Raw genomic sequence first — 20071 nt, 5'->3', positions numbered from 1 at the left:
GTTTCGTATCTCCTGACGCAGGGTGAACAGCGTCGCCTATTTTTCCATCAAAACAGAAATAATTTCGCTGACGCCGGAGGCCCCGACGTCAGCTTTCACTTGATTGTGACCCCCAGCCCCTCCAAATGGGAAATAATTCCGTTTTCGAGGGTTTTCGCGATGTTTGAGTCTTTCGGCTTTGAAGAGACGACAGCAAAAGAGGCGTCCGTTCTGTTGGCCGCGCTCATCGGGCTGGCGTTTGGCGTCTTGGCACAGCGCACGCGCTTTTGCTTTCGCCGCAGTCTCGTGGGCGAAGACCGGCGTCAAGCGCTCGGGGTCTGGCTTACCGCGCTGGCGCTGGCGATGATTGGCACGCAGGCCGCCGTGGCCGCGGGTTGGATCAGTTTCGACGCGCATCGTTTCATGGCCTCTGAAGTGCCGTTTCTGGCGATTGGCATCGGCGGGCTGCTGTTCGGCGCGGGCATGGTGCTTACGCGCGGCTGCATCTCACGCCTCACGGTGCTAACAGGCGGCGGCAATCTGCGCGGGGCGCTGGTGGTGCTGGTCTTTGCCGTGGTGGCCCATGCCACCCTCAAAGGTGTTCTGGCACCGCTGCGCGTGGCGCTTGGGTCCGTGACCGTCGACATGGGCGACAGCGTGAGCCTTGCTGCCCTGCCCGGCGGTGCGCTGGTTTGGGGCGGTCTGATCGCCGTGACGGCGTTGGCCTATGCGCTGCGCTCGGGCAACCGTCCGGGGCAACTGGTGATGGCCGGTCTAATCGGGCTTTTGGTGCCTGCCGCATGGGTCGGCACCGGGTTTATCTTGCTGGACGAATTCGACCCGATCGCGATGGAGAGCCTTAGCTTCACCTCGCCCTCTGCCGATACGCTGTTTTGGATCATCGCCAGCAGTTCCATCCCCGCAGGTTTCGGCACCGGGCTATTGGGCGGCGTGTTTGTCGGCGCGCTGATCGCCAGCCTGATCGCGCGAGAGTTTCAGTGGCAGAGCTTTGACGCCCCGCGCCAAACCGGACGCTACCTGACCGGGGCAGCTATGATGGGCGTGGGCGGTGTGCTGGCCGGAGGCTGCACCTTGGGCGCGGGCCTTTCGGGTGTCCCCACGCTTTCTGTCGCGGCCATCGAGGCCATCGTGATGATCGCACTGGGCGGGCTGGCCATGCAGGCGTTGCTCAGCCGATCTTCCGCCGCAGGTGGCGCAGCGTCCACCACACGCCAAGCACAACCGGCACGGTGACCACGGCGGTCAGCAGCCCCTTGCTGACCTCCAGCGGCTCTGCCAGCGGGTAGAGCAGGTAGCTAACCAGTGACACCGCGTAGTAGCTGATCGCCACCACAGACAGCCCCTCGACCGTATGCTGTAGCCGCAATTGCAAGTCGGCGCGGCGGTCCATGCTGGCAAGGATCGCTTGGTTCTGGGCCGAGCGTTCCACATCGACCCGGGTACGCAGCAGATCGGCGGCGCGCAGGGCGCGGGCGGCGAGGGTCTGCAGCCGCGTCTCGGTCGATTTCACCGTGCGCATGGCGGGCGCATAGCGGCGCATCATGAATTCCCCGAACCCCTGACGCCCCATGAAACGCGCCTCGCGCAGGGCCGAGATACGTTCATAGACGATGGCCTCATAAGCGCCCGTGGCGGCGAAGCGATAGGCGGTCTCCGCCGTCAGCGCCTCTAGCGCGACAGAGACATCAAGCAGCGCATGCAGAGTCTCTTCTGCCGCCGTGCCCGCCCCGCTGCGCATCGCCCCCATAAGGGTCGACAACTGTCCATCCAGATCATTCAAGGCCGCCGCCATGTCGCGCGCCTGCATGAAGCCCAGCATCGACATCGCCTTATAGGTCTCAATCTCGCACAGCCGCTGCACGATCCGCCCAATCCGCCGCTGCCCGGTCGCCGCGTCGGTAAAGAGCGCCAGCCGTAGATGGCCGGCGGGATCAATCCGAAAATCGCTAGCGACCACCGCTGCCCCGTCGAGCACCTCTGCCACGGCGAGGCTCTCGGGCACGAACCAGTCTTGCAGGTGACCCGCGATCTCTTCGTCCTCCTCTGGCTTCGGCAGGACCGCAAGCAGGGCCGAGGTGATCCGCTCCCCTTCTATGTCGGCCAGCCAATCCTCGGGAAAAGCGGCGAAATCCGCGGCGGCGAAAGGCAGGCTTCGGCCAGTGGGGGCGATCACCGTATAGGTAACGAATTCGGTATGCTGCTCCCATTTCAGCGTGAAGCGGCCCATCTCGCCATAGTAATGCGTGGCCGAAGCATCGGCGCGCGGCGCGCCGTAATGGGCCAGCAGTGCGTTCAACTCGGCCTGCGGTGCGGCATCCGGTGACGGCTTCACCGCAAGAAAGGCCACCCGCGAGGGCGCGGCGAGCTGCGGAAACGGGCGTGCGTGCATTTCGCCGGTCAGGGCAAGGCGCTGCGGGTGGTCTTTGATCGGGGCCATGAGGGGTTCCGCTGCTGGAGAGAGTATCTTCCCCCAAGAATAGCGCCATCGCCGCCGATGAACAGAAGAAAAATACGCCTTTTCAAATACTTACTGCATACCGACGTATACCGCCCCTAGAAACGGCAAACGCCCCACCGTTTCCGGCGGGGCGTTTGATGGGATGGGCTGGGAATTTTTCAAAAATTCCCAGCCGTTTTCTTTAACAGAAAACGATCAGTCGATCAGCGGCAGCAGCTTGTCGAGGCTGGCTTTGGCGTCACCGTAGAACATGCGCGTGTTCTCTTTGAAGAACAGCGGGTTCTCGATGCCCGAATACCCGGTGCCCTGCCCGCGCTTGGAGACGAAAACGGTTTTCGCCTTCCAGCATTCCAGCACCGGCATGCCAGCGATGGGGCTGTTGGGGTCGTCTTGCGCCGCGGGGTTCACGATGTCGTTGGAGCCGATGACGATCGCGACGTCGGTCTCGGGGAAATCATCGTTGATCTCGTCCATCTCCATCACGATGTCATAGGGCACTTTGGCCTCGGCCAAGAGCACATTCATGTGACCGGGCAGACGGCCCGCCACCGGGTGGATGGCGAAGCGGACGTTCTTGCCGCGGGCGCGCAGTTTCTTGACCAGATCGCTGACCGCGCCTTGAGCTTGCGCCACCGCCATGCCGTAGCCGGGAATGATGATGACGCTGTCGGCCTCATTCAGAGCCTGAGCGACACCATCGGCCTCAATCGCTACTTGCTCACCCTCGACCTCCATCGCCGGGCCAGATGTCCCGCCAAAGCCGCCAAGGATAACGCTGACGAAGGAACGGTTCATCGCCTTACACATGATGTAGCTTAGGATCGCACCCGAAGAACCGACCAAGGCGCCAACCACGATCAACAGATCGTTGCCAAGCGAGAAGCCAATCGCCGCCGCGGCCCAGCCGGAGTAGCTGTTCAGCATCGACACAACCACCGGCATGTCAGCACCACCGATGCCCATGATCAGGTGATACCCGATAAAGAGCGCCGCCAGCGTCATGATGAACAGCGGCAAGAAGCCCCCGGTGTTGAAGTACCAGATCAGGCAGATCAGCGAGAGCGCTGCCGCACCGGCGTTAAGCATGTGACCACCCGGCAGTTTCGTCGCTGCCGAGCTGACGCGGCCCGCCAGTTTGCCATAGGCGATGACAGAGCCGGTAAAGGTCACGGCACCAATGAAAATGCCGAGCACCAGTTCGACCCGCAGGATCGCGATCTCGACACTGTCTTTCTTGGCCAGAAGCGCCGCGAAACCTTCGGTGGAGGCGCGCGCCACCTCGTCCATCGCCAGCACGTTGCCCAGTTCGATATGGGCGTTGTAGCCAACGAAAACCGCCGCGAGGCCCACAAGGCTGTGCATCGCCGCGACCAGTTCGGGCATCTGCGTCATCTGCACGCGGGTGGCCAATTGGTAGCCGATCGCGCCACCGGCGGCGATCAGGATCAGCGAGAGGAGCCAGAACCCCGCCCCCGGCCCGATCAGCGTGGCGACAACCGCCAGCGCCATGCCTGCAATGCCGTACCATACCGCGCGTTTCGCGCTTTCCTGCCCCGACAGACCGCCGAGCGACAGGATGAAGAGAACCGCTGCGACCACATAGGCCGCTGTCGTAAATCCGTATTCCATGATGCTCGCTCCTTCAGGATTTCTGGAACATGGCGAGCATGCGCCGTGTCACGAGGAAGCCGCCGAAAATGTTGATCCCACACATAAAGACCGACAGGGCAGCAAGAAGGATCACCAGCCACGAGCCAGAGCCGATCTGCATCAGCGCGCCCAGAATGATGATCGAGGAGATCGCATTGGTCACCGCCATCAGCGGGGTGTGCAGGCTGTGCGCCACGCCCCAGATGACTTGGAAACCAACAAAGACCGCCAGAACGAAGACGATGAAGTGCTGCATGAAGCTGGCAGGGGCGACGAGGCCGACACCGAGCAGCAACGCCGCGCCGACGGCCAAGAGCGTGACTTGGTTCTTAGTCTGCGCTTTGAAAGCAGCCAATTCGTCAGCACGCTTCTCTTCCGGGGTCTTTTCCTTAACCTTTTCCTTTTTCGGCGCGGCCGCGATGGCTGCGACCTTGGGCGGTGGCGGCGGGAAGGTCACTTCTTTTTCGTGGGTGATGGTCGCGCCCCGGATCACGTCATCTTCCATGTCGTGGTTGATGACACCGTCTTTCTCGGGCGTCAGATCCGTCATCAGGTGGCGGATGTTGGTGGAATAGAGTGTCGAAGCCTGCGTCGCCATGCGAGAGGGGAAATCGGTGTAACCGATGATCGTGACACCGTTGTCGGTGACGATCTTCTCGTCCATTTTGGTGAGCTTGCAGTTGCCGCCCTTCTCTGCCGCGAGATCGACGATCACGGAACCGGGCTTCATCGCCTGCACCATGTCCTCGGTCCAAAGCTCGGGGGCTTCGCGGTTGGGGATCAGCGCCGTGGTGATGACGATGTCCACATCAGGCGCCAATTCGCGGAACTTGGCCAGCTGCGCTTCGCGGAATTCGGGCGAGGAAACAGAGGCATAGCCGCCCGAAGCCGACCCATCGGCCTGTTCTTCTTCAAAGTCGAGATAGACAAACTCAGCGCCCATCGATTCGACCTGTTCGGCCACTTCCGGGCGCACGTCGAACGCGAGCGTGATGGCACCCAGCGAGGTCGATGTGCCGATGGCGGCAAGACCCGCAACACCCGCGCCGACGACCAGCACCTTGGCCGGGGGCACCTTGCCCGCTGCCGTGATCTGCCCGGTGAAGAAACGGCCGAAGTTGTTGCCCGCCTCAATCACCGCACGGTAGCCCGCGATATTGGCCATAGAAGACAGCGCGTCCATCTTCTGGGCGCGGCTGATGCGCGGCACCAAGTCCATCGCCATGACGGTCGCGCCCTTGGCGGCGGCGGCCTCCATCAGATCTTTGTTGCCCGCAGGGTTGAACATGGAAATGAGCGTCTGGCCCGCGCGCAGGCGTTTGACCTCGGCGTCAGACGGCGGGCGCACCTTGGCAACCACATCGGCGGCCTTGTAGAGAGCAGCGGCGGTGCTCACCACCTCGACGCCTGCGCCCTCATATGCGGCATCGTCAAAGCCCGCAGCCGCACCGGCGCCGGTTTCGATAACGCATGTATGCCCAAGCTTTTGCAGTTGCAGCGCGCTGTCCGGCGTCATTGCGACCCGGTTCTCGCCCTCAAATATTTCCTTTGGTGTCCCGATCTTCAAACCAAGAGTCCCCCTTTGCTGGCCCGTCACGCCGCTTTGGCGCAACTTTGTTAGTCAGAGCGATAGCGCGCGCGCAGCAATAGTACAAGCAGACCGCTACGTGAAACGGAGCAAAATTGCTGCGCTGCGACACCGAGAGAACGGTTTGCTGTTTTCGGAGCGCAGATAGAACAGCCGTTCTAGACCGCGCCAATGGCATGGCCCGAAGGCCATGCCAAATCGCCAACCCAATGCGCGGGTATCAGAGACCGGGGATCAGCCGAGCCAGCCCGCGCTGGTCAAAGGTGGTCCCACGATCCGCACCAAAGGCGATCTCGCCGCCCAGACCGACAAAGGGTTCAGAGACGTTCACGCCGCCTGCTTCGGCCTTGGCCGAGCCGACCTCAAGGAACAAGTTGGTGTTGACCGATACGTCGCGGTCAAGACGGATTGCGAAACGGGACAGATCGCCGGTGTCATCGTCGGCCATGTCATAAGAGCCTGTCAGGCCAAAGCCCTCCTGCATCTCATAGCGGGCTTTGATCCCGCCAAGCGTGGCATCCCCCAGATCGGTGTCGACATTGGCGATATAGCCTTCGAACTCCCATTCGCGGACTTCATAGCCAGCCTCGACCCCAAAGATATCGGCCTCATCGCCTTCGACGTCTTCAAAAGTGTAGAACGCCCCCAAAGAGGTTGCTTCGTTCAGGTGATAGATGCCGTGCAGGCCAAGCAGCGTGCTATCGATATCGGTGAAATCAAAATCGTGGTAAGCGGCATCGATTTGCAGGCTGAAATCGCGGCTGAACCCAAGTTCCATCGCGCTTTCGAGGCCCCAGTGGTTAAAATCGGTGTCCTCGGCAAAGGCCGAATAAGACAGCCCGACCGACCCGCCGGTGACTTCGACAGCGCCTGCCGTTGTCGCGCCCAATGCGAAGGAGGCGGCCAGCGCCATAGAGGAAATTTGTGAAAAATTCATAATACTGCTCCAATACAAAACAAGGCCCTGTGATCAGGTTACCTGCTTCAACCTGTGAGGGAATGTATGGGCGGCTGCAAGGGTGGCTGTGCCCGCCCGAGATAATTGTGTCTGCGCCGCCACTACCCTGCGCCTCTCGCCCGCGCTGCCCGGAAAATAACGCCCCGTCATCCGAAGCTGCCTCTTGTCCTGCTGCTGCCAGCGCGCCACCCTGCCCGCAAAGGGGAGGCATTATGACACTGCAAGACAAACACGCATTCATCACCGGCGGTGGCACCGGCATCGGGCTCGCCATCGCGCAGGATTTGGCCGCCAAGGGCGCGCGGGTCACCATCACCGGGCGGCGGCAGGAGGTTCTTGACGCGGTGTCGGGCAATGGCATCACCGGCATGGCGATGGACGTCCGCGACGAGGCGCAGGTCATCGACACGATCGCCCGCGCGGTAGAGGCCAACGGCCCGGTGCAAATCTGCGTGGCAAACGCAGGCGTGGCCGAGGGGCGATCGCTGCATAAGACCGACCTCGATTTCTGGCGCGACATGATGGCGACCAATCTCGATGGCGCCTTTCTCACCATCCGCGAGAGCCTGAAATCCATGCGCCAGACCGATTGGGGGCGAGTGATCGCGGTGTCCTCCATGGCAGGGCTGCGCGGGCTGCCGGGGGCGGCCTGCTACTCCGCCTCGAAACACGGGATGATCGGGCTGATCCGTTCGCTCAGTGAGGATTACATGGGCCAGCCCTTTACCTTCAACGCCCTCTGCCCCGGCTATGTCGATACCGAGATCATTGCGCGCAATACTCAAGCGATCTCCAACCGCGCCGGGCTGTCCGAGGAAAAGGCCCGTGATGTCATGGTCAACGCCAACCGCCACAAACGCCTGATCGCCCCGTCTGAAGTGGCGGCGGCAGCGGCTTGGCTGGTTGGCGAAGGCTCGGAAAGCGTCAACGGCCAGTCGATCGAGATTGCGGGCGGGCAGATGTAACAGCGTTAAGGGGAGTTTAACCAAGCTGCGCCAAACATGGGGCCATGAGAGACCGCGTTTTATCCTATGGCCCGAATTGCTATTTCTTTACCCTGCGCCTTGCGAAGCGGGACGATGATGCGCTGTTGCGGCATATCACGGCCCTGCGCCAAGCGATGCGCGAGACTTTGGCGCGCAGGCCGTTCCGGATTGATGCCATCGCGGTCCTACCGGATGTGATCCACACGGTTTGGACCCTGCCGCCGAATGATAATGACTACGGCAACCGCATCGGCATGTGGAAGGGGCGCTTTTCCAGACACCTCCCCCTAGCCCCGCATCGCAGCTTGCAGCAGATCAAACGGGGGGAAAAAGGGATATGGCAGCGCCGGTTTTGGGAGCATCGGATACGCGATCACGCGGATTTCGAGCGGCACTGCGATCTCGTGCACCTCAGCCCGGTGCATGCAGGATATTGCCAGCGGCCGGAGGGGTGGCCCTACAGTTCCTATTCCCGTGCCTGTTCTCGTGAGGTCCCGGCACCGGATCGGAAGGCGGACCATCTGGCGGAGGAGGCGGTCTTGGACGATGATGTGACGCCGCTCAGTCACATGATGACACCCGCACCCCCGAGCCGCCTGCACAGTTGACTTGCTTGGCGGCAGATCACGGTGGCAGCCGGTATCGTGGCCCCATTTATCATGGCCCGTTTTTGACAGGGGATTGGACTCATATCGTTACGCGGCACCCGCGCAAGAGAGGCATCCGCCCGCCAGCGCCCGCATATACGCGGCCCGCGCTCATTCGGTGAGGGCCGCGCGCGCCCCGTGCCCCCCCGCGGCCAGCCGCCCCGCCCTACTGCGCGGCAGTCATCACTGGCAAGGCCGAGCCGTCCGCAGCCCAAGCCCGCACGGCGGCGCCGAAATGTTCGAACAGCGGGCGCGAGACCGGGTCATTGGCCGCGTTCCACTCAGGATGCCATTGCACCGCGAGGGTAAAGCCTGGCGCGTCTTTGATGTAGATCGCCTCGGGCGTGCCGTCATCCGCATGGCCGTCGATCACCACGCGCGGGCCGGGTTCCTTGATCCCCTGCCCGTGCAGCGTGTTGGTCAGCACCTTCGATGCTCCCATCACATGATGGAAAACGCCGCCTTCGGTAAAGCTCACGTCATGGCGCAGTTCGAATTTTTCTTCCATGGTGCCGTCGGGGGGCATCCGGTGGTTCATCCGCCCGGGCAGCTCGCGAATCTCAGGGTAGAGCGATCCGCCCATCGCCACGTTCACTTCCTGAAAGCCACGGCATAGACCGAGGAACGGCTGGCCGCGCGCCACACAGGCGCGCACCAGCGTCAGCGCCACGGCATCGCGGGCGCGGTCAAAAGCACCATGAGCCTCTGTCTCAGGCTCACCATATTCTTCGGGATGCACGTTGGGGCGCCCGCCGGTCAGCAAAAAGCCGTCGCAGACCTCCAGCAATTCCTCGACCGAGACAAAGCGCGGATCGCTCGGCACAATCAGCGGCAGACAGCCCGAGACCTCGGCAATCGCTTCGGTGTTCATCTGCCCGCCCGCGTGGACGGGGTATTGATCGTTCAGCAGGTAGGAATTGCCTATGATACCAACGACGGGTCGGGCCATGAGTTACCTCTTATTCACCATGGCCCGAACATAGGCGCTTCGCGCCGCGGCCTCAACCTCAGCTCTGCGCCTTCAACTCCAAACGCCGCGCGTGCAGCACAGGTTCGGTATAGCCCGAGGGCTGTTCGCGCCCCTTCAGCACCAGATCGCAAGCCGCCTGAAAGGCCACCCCGTCAAAGCCCGGTGCCATGGGGCGGTAGCTAGGATCGCCCTCGTTTTGACGGTCCACCACCGCTGCCATTTTTTTAAGCGCAGCCTCGGCTTCTTCGCGGCTGATAACACCGTGATGCAGCCAATTCGCCAGCGCTTGGGCCGAGATGCGGCAGGTGGCGCGGTCTTCCATGAGGCCCACATCGTTGATGTCGGGCACTTTGGAGCAGCCGACCCCCTGATCGATCCAGCGGACGACATAGCCCAGAATACCCTGCGCGTTGTTCTCGATCTCGCGGGTGATTTCTTCGGTGCTGAGGTTGCGGCCTTCCAGCACCGGGATGGTCAACAGCGCGTCGAGTGTCCCACGCGCGCCGCCCTCTTTGATCTCTTCTTGCCGCGCCAACACGTCAATCTTGTGGTAATGCGTGGCATGTAGCGTGGCCGCCGTGGGCGATGGCACCCATGCGCAGTTGGCACCGGATTGGGGGTGGCCGATCTTGGCCTGCAGCATCTCGGCCATACGGTCGGGCATGGCCCACATGCCCTTGCCGATCTGCGCCCGCCCCTGCAACCCGCAGGCAAGGCCGATGTCGACATTGCGGTCTTCATAGGCGGCGATCCAAGCGCTGTTTTTCATCTCGCCCTTGGGCACCATCGGCCCGGCTTCCATGCTGGTGTGGATTTCGTCCCCTGTGCGGTCAAGAAAACCGGTGTTGATAAAGGCCACACGATGTTTCGCGGCCCGAATACATTCGGCGAGGTTCGCACTGGTGCGGCGCTCTTCGTCCATGATGCCCAGCTTCACAGTATATTGCGGCAGGCCGAGCGTCTTTTCCACATGGGTGAAAATCTCATCGGCAAAGGCCACTTCCTCGGGTCCATGCATCTTGGGTTTCACCACATAGACGCTGCCGGTGACCGAATTGCCGCCTTCGCGCTTAAGGTCGTGGATCGCGATCAATGTGGTGATCATGGCATCCATCAGCCCTTCGCCGATCTCATGCCCCGCGCGGTCGAGCACGGCAGGATTGGTCATTAGATGGCCGACATTGCGAACCAGCATCAGAGAGCGGCCCTTCAGCGTCACTTCACCGCCATCCGGCGCGGTATAGCTCCGATCATCGGCCATGCGGCGGGTGACGGTCTGTCCACCCTTTTCAAAGGTTTCTGCAAGATCGCCCTTCATCAGCCCCAGCCAGTTGCCATAGGCCAGCACCTTATCCTCAGCGTCCACTGCCGCGACGCTGTCTTCGCAGTCCATGATGGTCGACAGCGCGGATTCGATGACCACATCGGCGACGCTGGCGGGATCGTCTTTGCCAATCGCATGGTCCGGGTCGATCTTGATCTCAATATGCAGCCCGTTGTTGCGCAAGAGGATCGCATCTGGCGCTTCTGCCGCGCCCCGGTAGCCCGCAAACTGCGCCGGATCGGCCAAACCGCAGGGGGCCGCATCCTGAGACATCACACCTTCGACATGCCCGTCCACAACGCGGTAGCCCGCCAAATCTGCGTGGCTGCCCGCAGAGAGCGGCACCGCGTCATCCAAGAAGGCTTTTGCCCGCGCCACCACCCGCGCTCCACGGTCGGCGTCATAGCCCTTGCCCGTCGGCAGGTCCCCCAGCGCATCTGTGCCGTAGAACGCATCATAAAGGCTCCCCCAGCGCGCATTGGCGGCGTTAAGCGCGAAACGAGCATTGGTAATCGGCACCACAAGCTGCGGCCCGGGCACCTGTGCGATCTCGGGGTCGACGTTCTGCGTCTCAATCTGAAAATCCGGCCCTTCGGGCAAGAGATAACCAATCTCGCGCAGGAATGCGGTATAGCTTTCCGCGTCATGCGGCTGACCCGCGCGGGTGCGGTGCCAGTCGTCGATTTTGGCCTGAAGCTCGGCACGCTTCTCAAGCAGCGCGCGGTTCTTCGGCCCCAGATCATGCACGAGGTGCGACAGGCCCGCCCAGAAAACATCCGCCTCGACATCGGTGCCCGGCAGGGCCGATTCCTCAATGAACTCAACCAGTTCGGGGTCTACCTGCAAACCGTTTTTGTCAATTCTACCCGTCATTCTCTGCCCTCTCCCGCGCTGAATACCTTTGCGAAATGTCTAGCAGAAAGGCTAAGCGGCGCAAGCGCGTGAAGGACGGCGAAGCGTGGCGTTATTTTACCGCCGGCTCCGGGGTGGCAATCACAGGTTCGGCGTCCGCCGGGCCGTCCACGGGCTGTACCTCTCCTTCTGGCGAAGGGTCGGTGGCCTGCAACACCGCGTAAACGATGCCAGCGATCATCAATAGCGCGCCCGCGATGATAGCGGTTTTGATACCGATCAAAGCGGGGCGATGACGTTTCTTCTGCGTTTCGGTATCGGTGTCGGGGGCAGACATGGATACACCTCATTGCTCGAAGTTGGGGCGGCTCGGCTTGCAGGCCGCCTTCTAGAGACATAACCTTTCCCAGACCAATTACGTTCCCCCGACTGGAGGCCCAATGCGCGACGCCACCCCCCAAACGATCTATCTCAGCGACTATCAGCCGTTCGGCTTCCTTGTGGATGAGGTGGCACTGACCTTTGAGCTTGATCCCCACAAGACGCGGGTCAAAAGCCGCATCGCCTTTCGCCCAAATCCTGCGGCGCAGACGGCGGAATTTTTCCTCCATGGTGAAGAGCTCAAGCTGATTTCCGCGCAGATTGACGGCAAGCCCGTCTCCCCGAAGGTGACGGAGCGGGGTTTGACCTGCGATGTGCCAGATGGCCCCTTTATCTGGGAAGCCGAGGTTGAGATTGATCCCAAGGGCAACACCGCCCTCGAAGGGCTTTATATGTCGGGTGGGATGTATTGCACCCAGTGCGAGGCTGAAGGCTTTCGCAAGATCACCTATTCCCCCGATCGCCCCGATGTGATGAGTATCTTTACCGTCACCGTCAACGGACCGCATCCGGTGCTCTTGTCCAACGGCAACCCGGTGGCACAGGGGCAGAACCATGCCGAGTGGCATGACCCATGGCCAAAGCCTGCCTATCTTTTTGCGCTGGTGGCGGGCGATCTGGTTGCCCATTCCGACCGCTTTACCACCATGTCGGGCCGGGACGTCGATCTAAACCTCTATGTGCGCCCCGGCGATGAGGGCAAATGTGCCTTTGGGATGGAGGCGCTAAAGGCGTCGATGAAATGGGATGAAGAGGTCTATGGCCGCGAATACGATCTCGACATCTTCAATATCGTCGCGGTGGATGATTTCAACATGGGCGCGATGGAGAACAAGGGGCTGAACATCTTCAACTCCGCCGCCGTTCTCGCCTCGCCCGAGACGTCGACGGATGACAATTTTGAGCGGATCGAGGCGATCATCGCGCATGAGTATTTCCACAACTGGACTGGCAACCGCATCACCTGCCGCGATTGGTTCCAACTGTGTCTAAAGGAAGGGCTGACGGTCTACCGCGACAGCCAGTTCACCTCTGACATGCGTTCTCCGGCGGTGAAACGGATCAGCGATGTGATCGATCTGCGGGGCCGTCAATTCGCCGAGGATCAAGGCCCGCTGGCCCATCCGGTGCGGCCGGAAAGCTTTCAGGAGATCAACAACTTCTACACCGCCACCGTCTATGAGAAGGGCGCCGAGGTGATCGGTATGCTCAAGACCTTGGTGGGCGATGACGCCTATGCCAAGGCGCTGGACCTCTATTTCGAGCGTCACGATGGCGATGCGGCAACGATCGAAGATTGGCTAAAGGTGTTCGAAGACACCACAGGCCGTGACCTTACCCAGTTCAAACGCTGGTATGCGCAAGCGGGCACGCCGCGTCTGTCGGTGACAGAGGCATGGGACGCGGGAAAAGGCATTTTCACGCTGACCTTCACTCAGCACACCCCGCCCAGCGCAGCCACGCCTGAGCCCAAGCCGCAGGTTCTGCCCATCACCGTGGGGCTGATCGGCGCGGACGGGGCCGAAGTGGCCCCCTCTCGCGTGCTGGAAATGACCGAAGCGGAGCAAAGCTTTGCCTTCGGCGGGCTGGATGCGCGCCCGGTGGCCTCGGTGCTGCGGGGCTTCTCCGCTCCGGTGGTGCTGGACCAAGACCTCTCGAAAGAAGAGCGCCTGCTGCTGCTTGCCCATGACAGCGATCCGTTCAACCGGTGGGAGGCCGGGCGCACCTTGGCGCGGCAATCCTTGCTGGCCACGATCACCGAAGACAGCGCACCGGATGATGAATGGCTCGCAGCACTGCAGGCGGTACTGGAGGATGAAGCGTTGGAGCCTGCCTACCGCGCACTGATGCTGGGCCTGCCCAGCCATGCCGATTTGGCCAGCACCCTTCATGACGCGGGCAAGACCCCGGATCCGGCGGCGATCCATCAAGCGGTGGAAACCACGCGCGATGCCATGGCCGAGCGTTTCGCCCCCCTGCTGAGTGAGCTTTATGATCGGCATAAGGTGGGCGCCCCCTATCAACCCAATGCCGCGCAGTCGGGCAAACGCGCGCTGACCAATGCCGCCCTCGCCTTGCTGACCCGCGTGCAGGGGCCAGAGCGCGCGCAGGCGCAGTACGATCAGGCCGACAACATGACCCAGCAACTCAGCGCGCTGGCCGCATTGCTGCGCGCAGGCCATGGCGACAAGGCGTTGGAGGATTTCGAAGCCAAGTGGCGCGATGACCGTTTGGTGATGGACAAATGGTTCGGGCTGCAAGTCAGCCAAGCCGCACCGGAAGAGGCCGCCGAGGTGGCGCGCAGGCTTACCGAACACGCCGATTTCAACTGGAAGAACCCCAACCGCTTCCGCGCGGTCTTTGGCAGCCTTGCCATGCATCATGCCGGGTTCCACCACGAAAGCGGCAAAGGCTACGCGCTGCTGGCGGATTGGCTGATCAAACTCGACCCGGTGAACCCGCAGACCACGGCGCGGATGTGTTCGGCCTTCCAGACATGGCGGCGCTACGACATGGCGCGGCAAGAGATGATCGAGACTCAACTCGACCGCATCCTCGCCAGCGCCGATCTCAGCCGGGACACGTCAGAGATGCTTAGCCGCATTCGCGGTGCCTGACGCGGCGCCCCAGACAGAAGGCATGGCGGCCTATACCTACCGCCGCCATGCCCGCAGCCGGACGGCGCTGCTGGTGTTGCCCACGATCTGGGCGGCCCTCGGCGCGGGGTGGCTCTGGCTTGATGCTTCGGGCTGGCTTGTGGGGCTATTGGGGCTCTTCACCCTGCCTGCGCTTTGGGAGCTTTTTACCAATCCCGTCAGCGGCTTGACGCTCGACGACGGTAATCTGTCATGGGTCACTGGCAAGCGTGACGCGAAAATTGCGCTGGCGCAGATCGACCACGTTCGGCTTGATACGCGGCTTGATATGTCGGTCCGCGCCACGGTGGTCCTAAAGACGGGCCGCAAAATCAAACTGCCCTTCGAGGCCACCCCAGCGCACCGCGCACTGGAAACCGCGCTACATGCGCGCGGCATCACCACAGAGCGGCACCACTTTACGCTGATCCAATGATTTACGGACGGCTGCGGGGCCGTGTCGCGTTCAACGGTTTGCAATAGGACTGTTGCCGCAGCCAGCGAGACATATCCGCCCGTTTGGACGCGCTGCGCATCGGCCCCCAATCGGCTCCGACACCGCGCTTGCCGTTTCCGGCAATCACCCCGTCCCGCGGCACCGTCGTCGCCATGATCCGCACGGCACAGCTGAGATTCGCAGCCCCGTTCTTGAGCGCATCACCACTGCCGACGTTACACTTATAGCCGCGCGCCGTGCCCGGCAGAATTTGCAACAGCCCATACCACCGACCGCCCCCACCCACGGCCCAAGACCGATAGGTGCTTTCATGTTTCGCCAGCGTCGACATGAAGCCGACCCAAAAGGCGCGCCGCTGGCTGTCGGATGCCTCCGGATAGGCGGGGCACCATTCCTGCACATCGGCAGGCACCATATCCACCAATGGCTTGCCATGAGATTTGAGCGCCGAGATCGCGGCCCGCGTCCAAAGCGAATGCCCCCGCATATGTTGCCAGCGCGTGCGCGGCAGATTGCCCGGGCGCGCAGGCGGGCGCAGCGTTGTGGTGAACGGCGCGGTTTCTAGCGCGGGCGGTTCCTCGTCAGCCTCCACCGCATCGGGGAAAGACAAAGAGGTCGCGGCGGTCTGCACCACGTTATCCACCTCCACCACGGGGGCGGGTTGTTTGGGAAGCTCGGCCCAAAGCAATGTGGGGCTCGTGCAGAGCAGCAGGGCAATTATGGCAGGTCTCATGGCGCGCATAAGACCGCCCCAAAGCACCGTTGGCAAGCATGACGGCCTCGCAAGATCGGCAGATTTCCTCTGATCGGGAAACAGCGCGCCGCCCCCACGCCAGATTGTGGCCTGTGGCAGCGCTCTTCTGTCCGCCCCCGCTGCAGAATTTTCCCGAAAGCTCCGCACCCCTGACACGGTTCCGCCCCATTGCCCGGTCAAACCTAAATCATCGACAAACAGCAGGCAGGACCGGCCCCCAGATGAAGAAACTTTCGCATATGATCCCGTCCGCCTTGCAGGGATTTTTTGGCAATCCTGCGCCCCAAGCGCCCGAGCTTGAACCGCTGGAAATGCCACTGCTGCGCCGCCGTGCGCCGCGCGACGCCCTGCTGCGCATTTCCTGCCCCGACCCTACGGCCGAAGAGATGCAGCGCGACCGCCACCAATACCGCGCGCAATGGCTGGTGCGCCAAGAACGCTGGGATGAGATGGCAACCCTGCTGCATGACGCCGATATGCGCCGCGAAATGACACCGGGCGCCATGCCGGTGGCCGAACTGATGGCCTTTGGCGCCCGCGCGGATGTGATTCTTGCTGCCGAACATGCGCTCTATGACGGCAAACCGGCCATTGATGCGCCACTGATGGCCGGGATCGAAGCCTTGGAACATGTGCTCGCCGACCATGCCGAAAGCCCCGTGATCGCGGCCATCGTGGCCCAAGCGCATATGGACATCGGCTGGGCTTGGCGCGGCACGGGCTAGGACCGCGACGTGCCCGCCCGCAACCACGCGGCCTTTGCGGCGCATTTTGAACGCGCTGAGCAGATCCTCGCGCCATTCGACAAGGACACAGCCGCCTCGCCCCTGCTCGCGGCGACGCACTGTGCCCTACTGGGGGGAACAGGCGGTGACGCCCGCGCCGTGGCCGACCGCTACGCGCAGCTCATCGACCTTAACCCCGATAACCCGCGCCCCATGCGGGCCATGGGCAACCACCTTCTGCCGCGGTGGCATGGCTCATATGACCAATTGGAACTCGAAGCCCGTCGCACTGCCGCGCGGACCGAAGAGACATGGGGCGCGGGCGGCTATACATGGGTGCAATTCGACGCGATCAGCTGCGATGCGCGGGCCTGTGTCAATCTTGATGTGCCGTTTTTCATCGAAGGGCTGCGCGATATCCTCGCGCGTCGCCCCGATCCGCATACCGCCAACCTGTTGGCCGCCTATTGTGCCAGCGCCATCGGTCAAGCCACCCCGTCCGAAGATGCCGCAGGGGCCGTGCGCGCCGAGATCGCCGATTGCGCCCGCTGGATCGTCCGGGATCATATGACGGAACTGCACCCGATGCTCTGGGCCCATGCCGCGCGCGGCTTCGACAACAACCTGCGCGTACGCTCCGCCCGGCGCTTTGCCGCCTCGGGCCGGGATGAGGCGATGCGCATCATCACCGGCCTGTTCCAACGCGAGATCGAAGCGGGCAAACGGGTCATTTTCACCGAAGGTCGCCGCCAGATTGCCATGCCGGGCTAAGCCTGCCTCTTGAAGCGCGTGGTGCGCTCCAGTATGACCGGCCAAGTTCCAATTGACCGAAGGCGGCCGCGATGCTTGATCTGAGTTACGACACCCCGAAACCGCGCGTGATTGCCGGTGCCAAACATGACTGGGAACTGGTCATCGGGATGGAGGTGCACGCGCAGGTCGCGTCGAACGCGAAACTCTTCTCCGGCGCCTCGACCAAATTCGGCGCGGAGCCCAACAGCAACGTGGCCTTCGTCGATGCCGCGATGCCCGGCATGCTACCGGTGATCAACGAATATTGCGTCGAACAGGCCGTGCGCACCGGGCTGGGCCTCAAGGCCGAGATCAACCTGAAATCCGCTTTCGACCGCAAGAACTACTTCTACCCCGACTTGCCGCAGGGCTATCAGATCAGCCAGCTTTACGAGCCCATCGTCGGCGAAGGCGAAGTGCTGGTCGAGATTGGCGACGGCACCGCGCGGCTCGTGCGGATCGAGCGCATCCATATGGAACAGGACGCAGGCAAATCGATCCACGACATGGACCCGAATATGTCTTTCGTGGACCTCAACCGGACCGGCGTCTGCCTGATGGAGATCGTCTCGCGCCCCGACATTCGCGGCCCCGAAGAGGCCGCCGCCTACCTTGGAAAACTGCGCCAAATCCTGCGCTATCTTGGCACTTGCAACGGCGACATGCAGTCGGGCGCGATGCGTGCTGACGTGAACGTGTCGATCTGCCGCGTGGGCCAGTACGAGAAATATCAAGAAACGCAGGATTTCAGCCATCTGGGTACCCGCTGCGAGATCAAGAACATGAACTCCATGCGCTTTATCCAGCAGGCCATCGAAGTCGAAGCCAAACGCCAGATCGCGATTGTCGAGGCGGGTGGCGAAGTGGTGCAGGAAACGCGCCTTTTCGACCCAGACAAGCAAGAAACCCGCTCCATGCGTTCCAAAGAAGAAGCGCATGACTACCGCTATTTCCCCGACCCCGATCTGCTGCCACTGGAAATCGAGCAGGCCTGGGTGGACGAGATTGCCGCAAACCTGCCGGAACTGCCGGACCAAAAGAAAGCGCGTTTCATCGGTGACTTTGGCCTGAGCGACTATGACGCCTCCGTGCTGACCGCCGATCTCGACAGCGCGGGCTACTTTGAGGCCGTGGCGCAGGGGCGCGATGGCAAGATGGCGGCGAACTGGGTGATCAACGAACTCTTCGGGCGTCTTAAGAAAGACGACAAGGGCATCACCGAAAGCCCGGTCACCCCGGCGCAGCTTGGCAGCATCGTCGATCTGATCGCGTCAGATGCGATTTCCGGCAAGATCGCCAAGGAAGTCTTTGAAATCACCTACACAACTGGCCGTGACCCGGCAGAGATCGTGGAGACTGAGGGCCTCAAGCAGGTCACAGACACCGGGGCGATTGAAACGGCAGTGGATGAAATCATCGCCGCCAACCCCGATCAGGTCGCCAAGGCGCAGCAGAACCCGAAACTTGCGGGTTGGTTCGTTGGTCAGGTGATGAAAGCCACGGGCGGCAAGGCCAACCCCAAGGCGGTCAACGAAATCGTGTCGCGCAAGCTCGCCCAGCAATGAGCGAGACCCCGGCCCCCTTCCGTTCGAGCGAGATGAAGGTTCTCCCCGAATGGATTGATTTCAACGGTCATTTAAACATGGCCTATTACAACGTCCTGTTCGATCAGGGCGTTGACCAAGCCTATGGCGACATTGGGCTGGGGCCGGAGTATCAACGCACGGGCTGCACCACCTATGTGGCCGAATTCCACGTCTGCTACCTGCGCGAATTGCATGAGGGTGACCGCGTCTACACCACCTTCCAATTGCTCGACCATGATGAGAAGCGGTTTCACAGCTTTCAAGAGCTGTGGCACGTCGATGGCTGGCTCGCCGCCACCGCCGAAGGGTTAACGCTGCATGTGGACCAATCTGGCCCGCGTGTCGCACCGATGCCGCAGCATATCCTGACACGTCTTGACGCGATGCGCCGCAGCCATGCCAAATTGCCCACACCGGCGCAGGCCGGTCGCCGCATCGGCATCCGCCGCAAATCCGCCTGAAACTCACCTGACGCGGCTCATGTCGCCAACCCAGCCGAGGCCCCTATGCGCTACGAATACAAGATCCTTCCCGCCCCCACCAAAGGGCAGAAAGCCAAAGGTCTGAAAGCCCCCGAAGCGCGCTTTGCCAATACGTTGGAAGAGTGCCTGAACGAACAGGCCGCTGAGGGCTGGGAGTACCAGCGGGCTGAGACATTGCCCTCGCAAGAACGCTCTGGTCTGACCTCGACCACCACCGAGTGGCGCAATGTGCTGGTGTTCCGCCGCTTGGCCAGCGCGAGCAGCCAGCCAGAGGACGGCGATCTGCTGCCCCCCGCCGCTGCAACGCCTGCATTGTCCGCCACAATTGAGGGCGACGAGACGGCGCTTCGGGCCGATGCGCCTGCCTCTATCACGCCCGATGATGACGCGCCTACAAAGGTGGAGCCCGCCAAAGAGGAACCCGCCAAGCTGGCAACGCCACCTGCGTTCCTCTCCGGCACCGCGACAGAGCAAACGCCGGACGTTTCTTCGCCGGATAAAACCGACGAAGACGACGATAAATCAAAGCCCTAAACGCGGGCCTTATTCGTCCAGATCAAGCGCCAGCGCATGAATGCGCCCCATCAGATCCGGCCCCAAGGCGCTGTGCACCGCACGGTGCCGCGCCAGCCGGTTCTGACCCTTGAAACGCTCTGAGCGGATGCGCACGTTGAAGTGGCTTTCGCCCCCTTCTTGAAACCCGGCGTGACCGCGATGGCTTTCGCTGTCATCTACCACATCCAATTCTCGCGGCGCAAAAGCGGCTTCCAGCCGGTCTGAAATCTCTTGTGTTGTCGACATGTTTTTTACCTCGGCCCCCTTCAA

General features: G+C 62.1%; 19 protein-coding genes. 10 read left to right on the top strand and 9 right to left on the bottom strand.

Features of this window, described 5'->3' with window-relative positions:
• Positions 1-159 precede the first annotated feature (159 nt).
• Positions 160-1233 carry a YeeE/YedE family protein gene (locus J3456_RS03330; RefSeq protein WP_349578888.1) on the top strand — a complete coding sequence of 358 codons (1074 nt, stop codon included), beginning with the start codon at positions 160-162 and terminating at the stop codon, positions 1231-1233.
• On the opposite strand, the gene J3456_RS03325 is transcribed toward J3456_RS03330, so the two are convergent.
• The 4 genes from J3456_RS03325 to J3456_RS03310 form a co-directional block, all read right to left on the bottom strand.
• The gene (locus J3456_RS03325) at positions 1169-2437 is read right to left on the bottom strand and encodes a DUF3422 family protein (protein ID WP_349578887.1); all 1269 of its coding nucleotides are present in this window, start codon (positions 2435-2437) and stop codon (positions 1169-1171) included. The two genes, J3456_RS03330 and J3456_RS03325, sit on opposite strands and share 65 nt — an antisense overlap.
• Before the next feature lie 216 nt (positions 2438-2653).
• On the bottom strand, positions 2654-4087 hold the full coding sequence (locus tag J3456_RS03320; protein WP_259944958.1) for an NAD(P)(+) transhydrogenase (Re/Si-specific) subunit beta: 1434 nt from the start codon (positions 4085-4087) through the stop codon (positions 2654-2656).
• A gap of 13 nt (positions 4088-4100) precedes the next feature.
• Positions 4101-5675, bottom strand: coding sequence for a Re/Si-specific NAD(P)(+) transhydrogenase subunit alpha (locus J3456_RS03315; protein ID WP_349578886.1), 1575 nt, complete (start codon positions 5673-5675; stop codon positions 4101-4103).
• A 241-nt stretch (positions 5676-5916) separates the two neighbouring features.
• On the bottom strand, positions 5917-6633 hold the full coding sequence (locus J3456_RS03310; protein WP_349578885.1) for a porin: 717 nt from the start codon (positions 6631-6633) through the stop codon (positions 5917-5919).
• A gap of 233 nt (positions 6634-6866) precedes the next feature.
• Between J3456_RS03310 and J3456_RS03305 the strand changes: the two genes are divergently transcribed.
• Both J3456_RS03305 and J3456_RS03300 read left to right on the top strand, forming a co-directional pair.
• On the top strand, positions 6867-7619 hold the full coding sequence (locus tag J3456_RS03305; RefSeq protein WP_132444488.1) for an SDR family NAD(P)-dependent oxidoreductase: 753 nt from the start codon (positions 6867-6869) through the stop codon (positions 7617-7619).
• Between the two features lie 44 nt (positions 7620-7663).
• Positions 7664-8248: an REP-associated tyrosine transposase gene (locus J3456_RS03300; protein WP_349578884.1), complete on the top strand. Its 585-nt coding sequence runs from the start codon at positions 7664-7666 to the stop codon at positions 8246-8248.
• Between the two features lie 205 nt (positions 8249-8453).
• On the opposite strand, the gene J3456_RS03295 is transcribed toward J3456_RS03300, so the two are convergent.
• The 3 genes from J3456_RS03295 to J3456_RS03285 all read right to left on the bottom strand — a co-directional run bounded on the left by J3456_RS03295 (position 8454) and on the right by J3456_RS03285 (position 11770).
• Positions 8454-9236 carry a gamma-glutamyl-gamma-aminobutyrate hydrolase family protein gene (locus tag J3456_RS03295; protein WP_349578883.1) on the bottom strand — a complete coding sequence of 261 codons (783 nt, stop codon included), beginning with the start codon at positions 9234-9236 and terminating at the stop codon, positions 8454-8456.
• Positions 9237-9294: 58 nt separating this feature from the next.
• On the bottom strand, positions 9295-11454 hold the full coding sequence (locus J3456_RS03290) for a malate synthase G (protein ID WP_349578882.1): 2160 nt from the start codon (positions 11452-11454) through the stop codon (positions 9295-9297).
• Between the two features lie 91 nt (positions 11455-11545).
• The gene (locus J3456_RS03285; protein WP_349578881.1) at positions 11546-11770 is read right to left on the bottom strand and encodes a hypothetical protein; all 225 of its coding nucleotides are present in this window, start codon (positions 11768-11770) and stop codon (positions 11546-11548) included.
• 103 nt (positions 11771-11873) lie between these two features.
• Between J3456_RS03285 and pepN the strand changes: the two genes are divergently transcribed.
• Positions 11874-14432, top strand: a complete 2559-nt coding sequence (gene pepN, locus J3456_RS03280) for an aminopeptidase N (protein ID WP_349578880.1) — start codon at positions 11874-11876, stop codon at positions 14430-14432.
• Between the two features lie 22 nt (positions 14433-14454).
• The gene (locus tag J3456_RS03275; RefSeq protein ID WP_349578879.1) at positions 14455-14886 is read left to right on the top strand and encodes a hypothetical protein; all 432 of its coding nucleotides are present in this window, start codon (positions 14455-14457) and stop codon (positions 14884-14886) included.
• 1 nt (position 14887) lies between these two features.
• On the opposite strand, the gene J3456_RS03270 is transcribed toward J3456_RS03275, so the two are convergent.
• Positions 14888-15640, bottom strand: coding sequence for a lysozyme family protein (locus J3456_RS03270; protein WP_349578878.1), 753 nt, complete (start codon positions 15638-15640; stop codon positions 14888-14890).
• Positions 15641-15882: 242 nt separating this feature from the next.
• Between J3456_RS03270 and J3456_RS03265 the strand changes: the two genes are divergently transcribed.
• The 5 genes from J3456_RS03265 (at position 15883) to J3456_RS03245 (ending at position 19780) form a co-directional block, all read left to right on the top strand.
• On the top strand, positions 15883-16386 hold the full coding sequence (locus J3456_RS03265; protein ID WP_349578877.1) for a hypothetical protein: 504 nt from the start codon (positions 15883-15885) through the stop codon (positions 16384-16386).
• A gap of 9 nt (positions 16387-16395) precedes the next feature.
• Positions 16396-17157: a hypothetical protein gene (locus J3456_RS03260; protein WP_349578876.1), complete on the top strand. Its 762-nt coding sequence runs from the start codon at positions 16396-16398 to the stop codon at positions 17155-17157.
• Between the two features lie 71 nt (positions 17158-17228).
• Positions 17229-18743, top strand: coding sequence for an Asp-tRNA(Asn)/Glu-tRNA(Gln) amidotransferase subunit GatB (gene gatB, locus J3456_RS03255; protein WP_120351361.1), 1515 nt, complete (start codon positions 17229-17231; stop codon positions 18741-18743).
• Positions 18740-19225 carry a thioesterase family protein gene (locus tag J3456_RS03250; protein WP_349578875.1) on the top strand — a complete coding sequence of 162 codons (486 nt, stop codon included), beginning with the start codon at positions 18740-18742 and terminating at the stop codon, positions 19223-19225. The genes gatB and J3456_RS03250 overlap by 4 nt, the downstream gene beginning before the upstream one ends.
• Before the next feature lie 45 nt (positions 19226-19270).
• Positions 19271-19780, top strand: a complete 510-nt coding sequence (locus J3456_RS03245; RefSeq protein ID WP_349578874.1) for a DUF4177 domain-containing protein — start codon at positions 19271-19273, stop codon at positions 19778-19780.
• A gap of 9 nt (positions 19781-19789) precedes the next feature.
• Here J3456_RS03245 and J3456_RS03240 read toward each other — a convergent pair whose 3' ends face one another.
• Positions 19790-20047 carry a BolA family protein gene (locus tag J3456_RS03240; RefSeq protein ID WP_067625489.1) on the bottom strand — a complete coding sequence of 86 codons (258 nt, stop codon included), beginning with the start codon at positions 20045-20047 and terminating at the stop codon, positions 19790-19792.
• Positions 20048-20071 lie beyond the last annotated feature (24 nt).

It is taken from the genome of Sulfitobacter sp. NFXS29 (assembly GCF_040148765.1).
Classification (GTDB): Bacteria; Pseudomonadota; Alphaproteobacteria; order Rhodobacterales; family Rhodobacteraceae; genus Sulfitobacter.
Note: the sequence above shows the minus strand (reverse complement) of the source record. Positions and strands in the feature narration are given on the sequence as shown.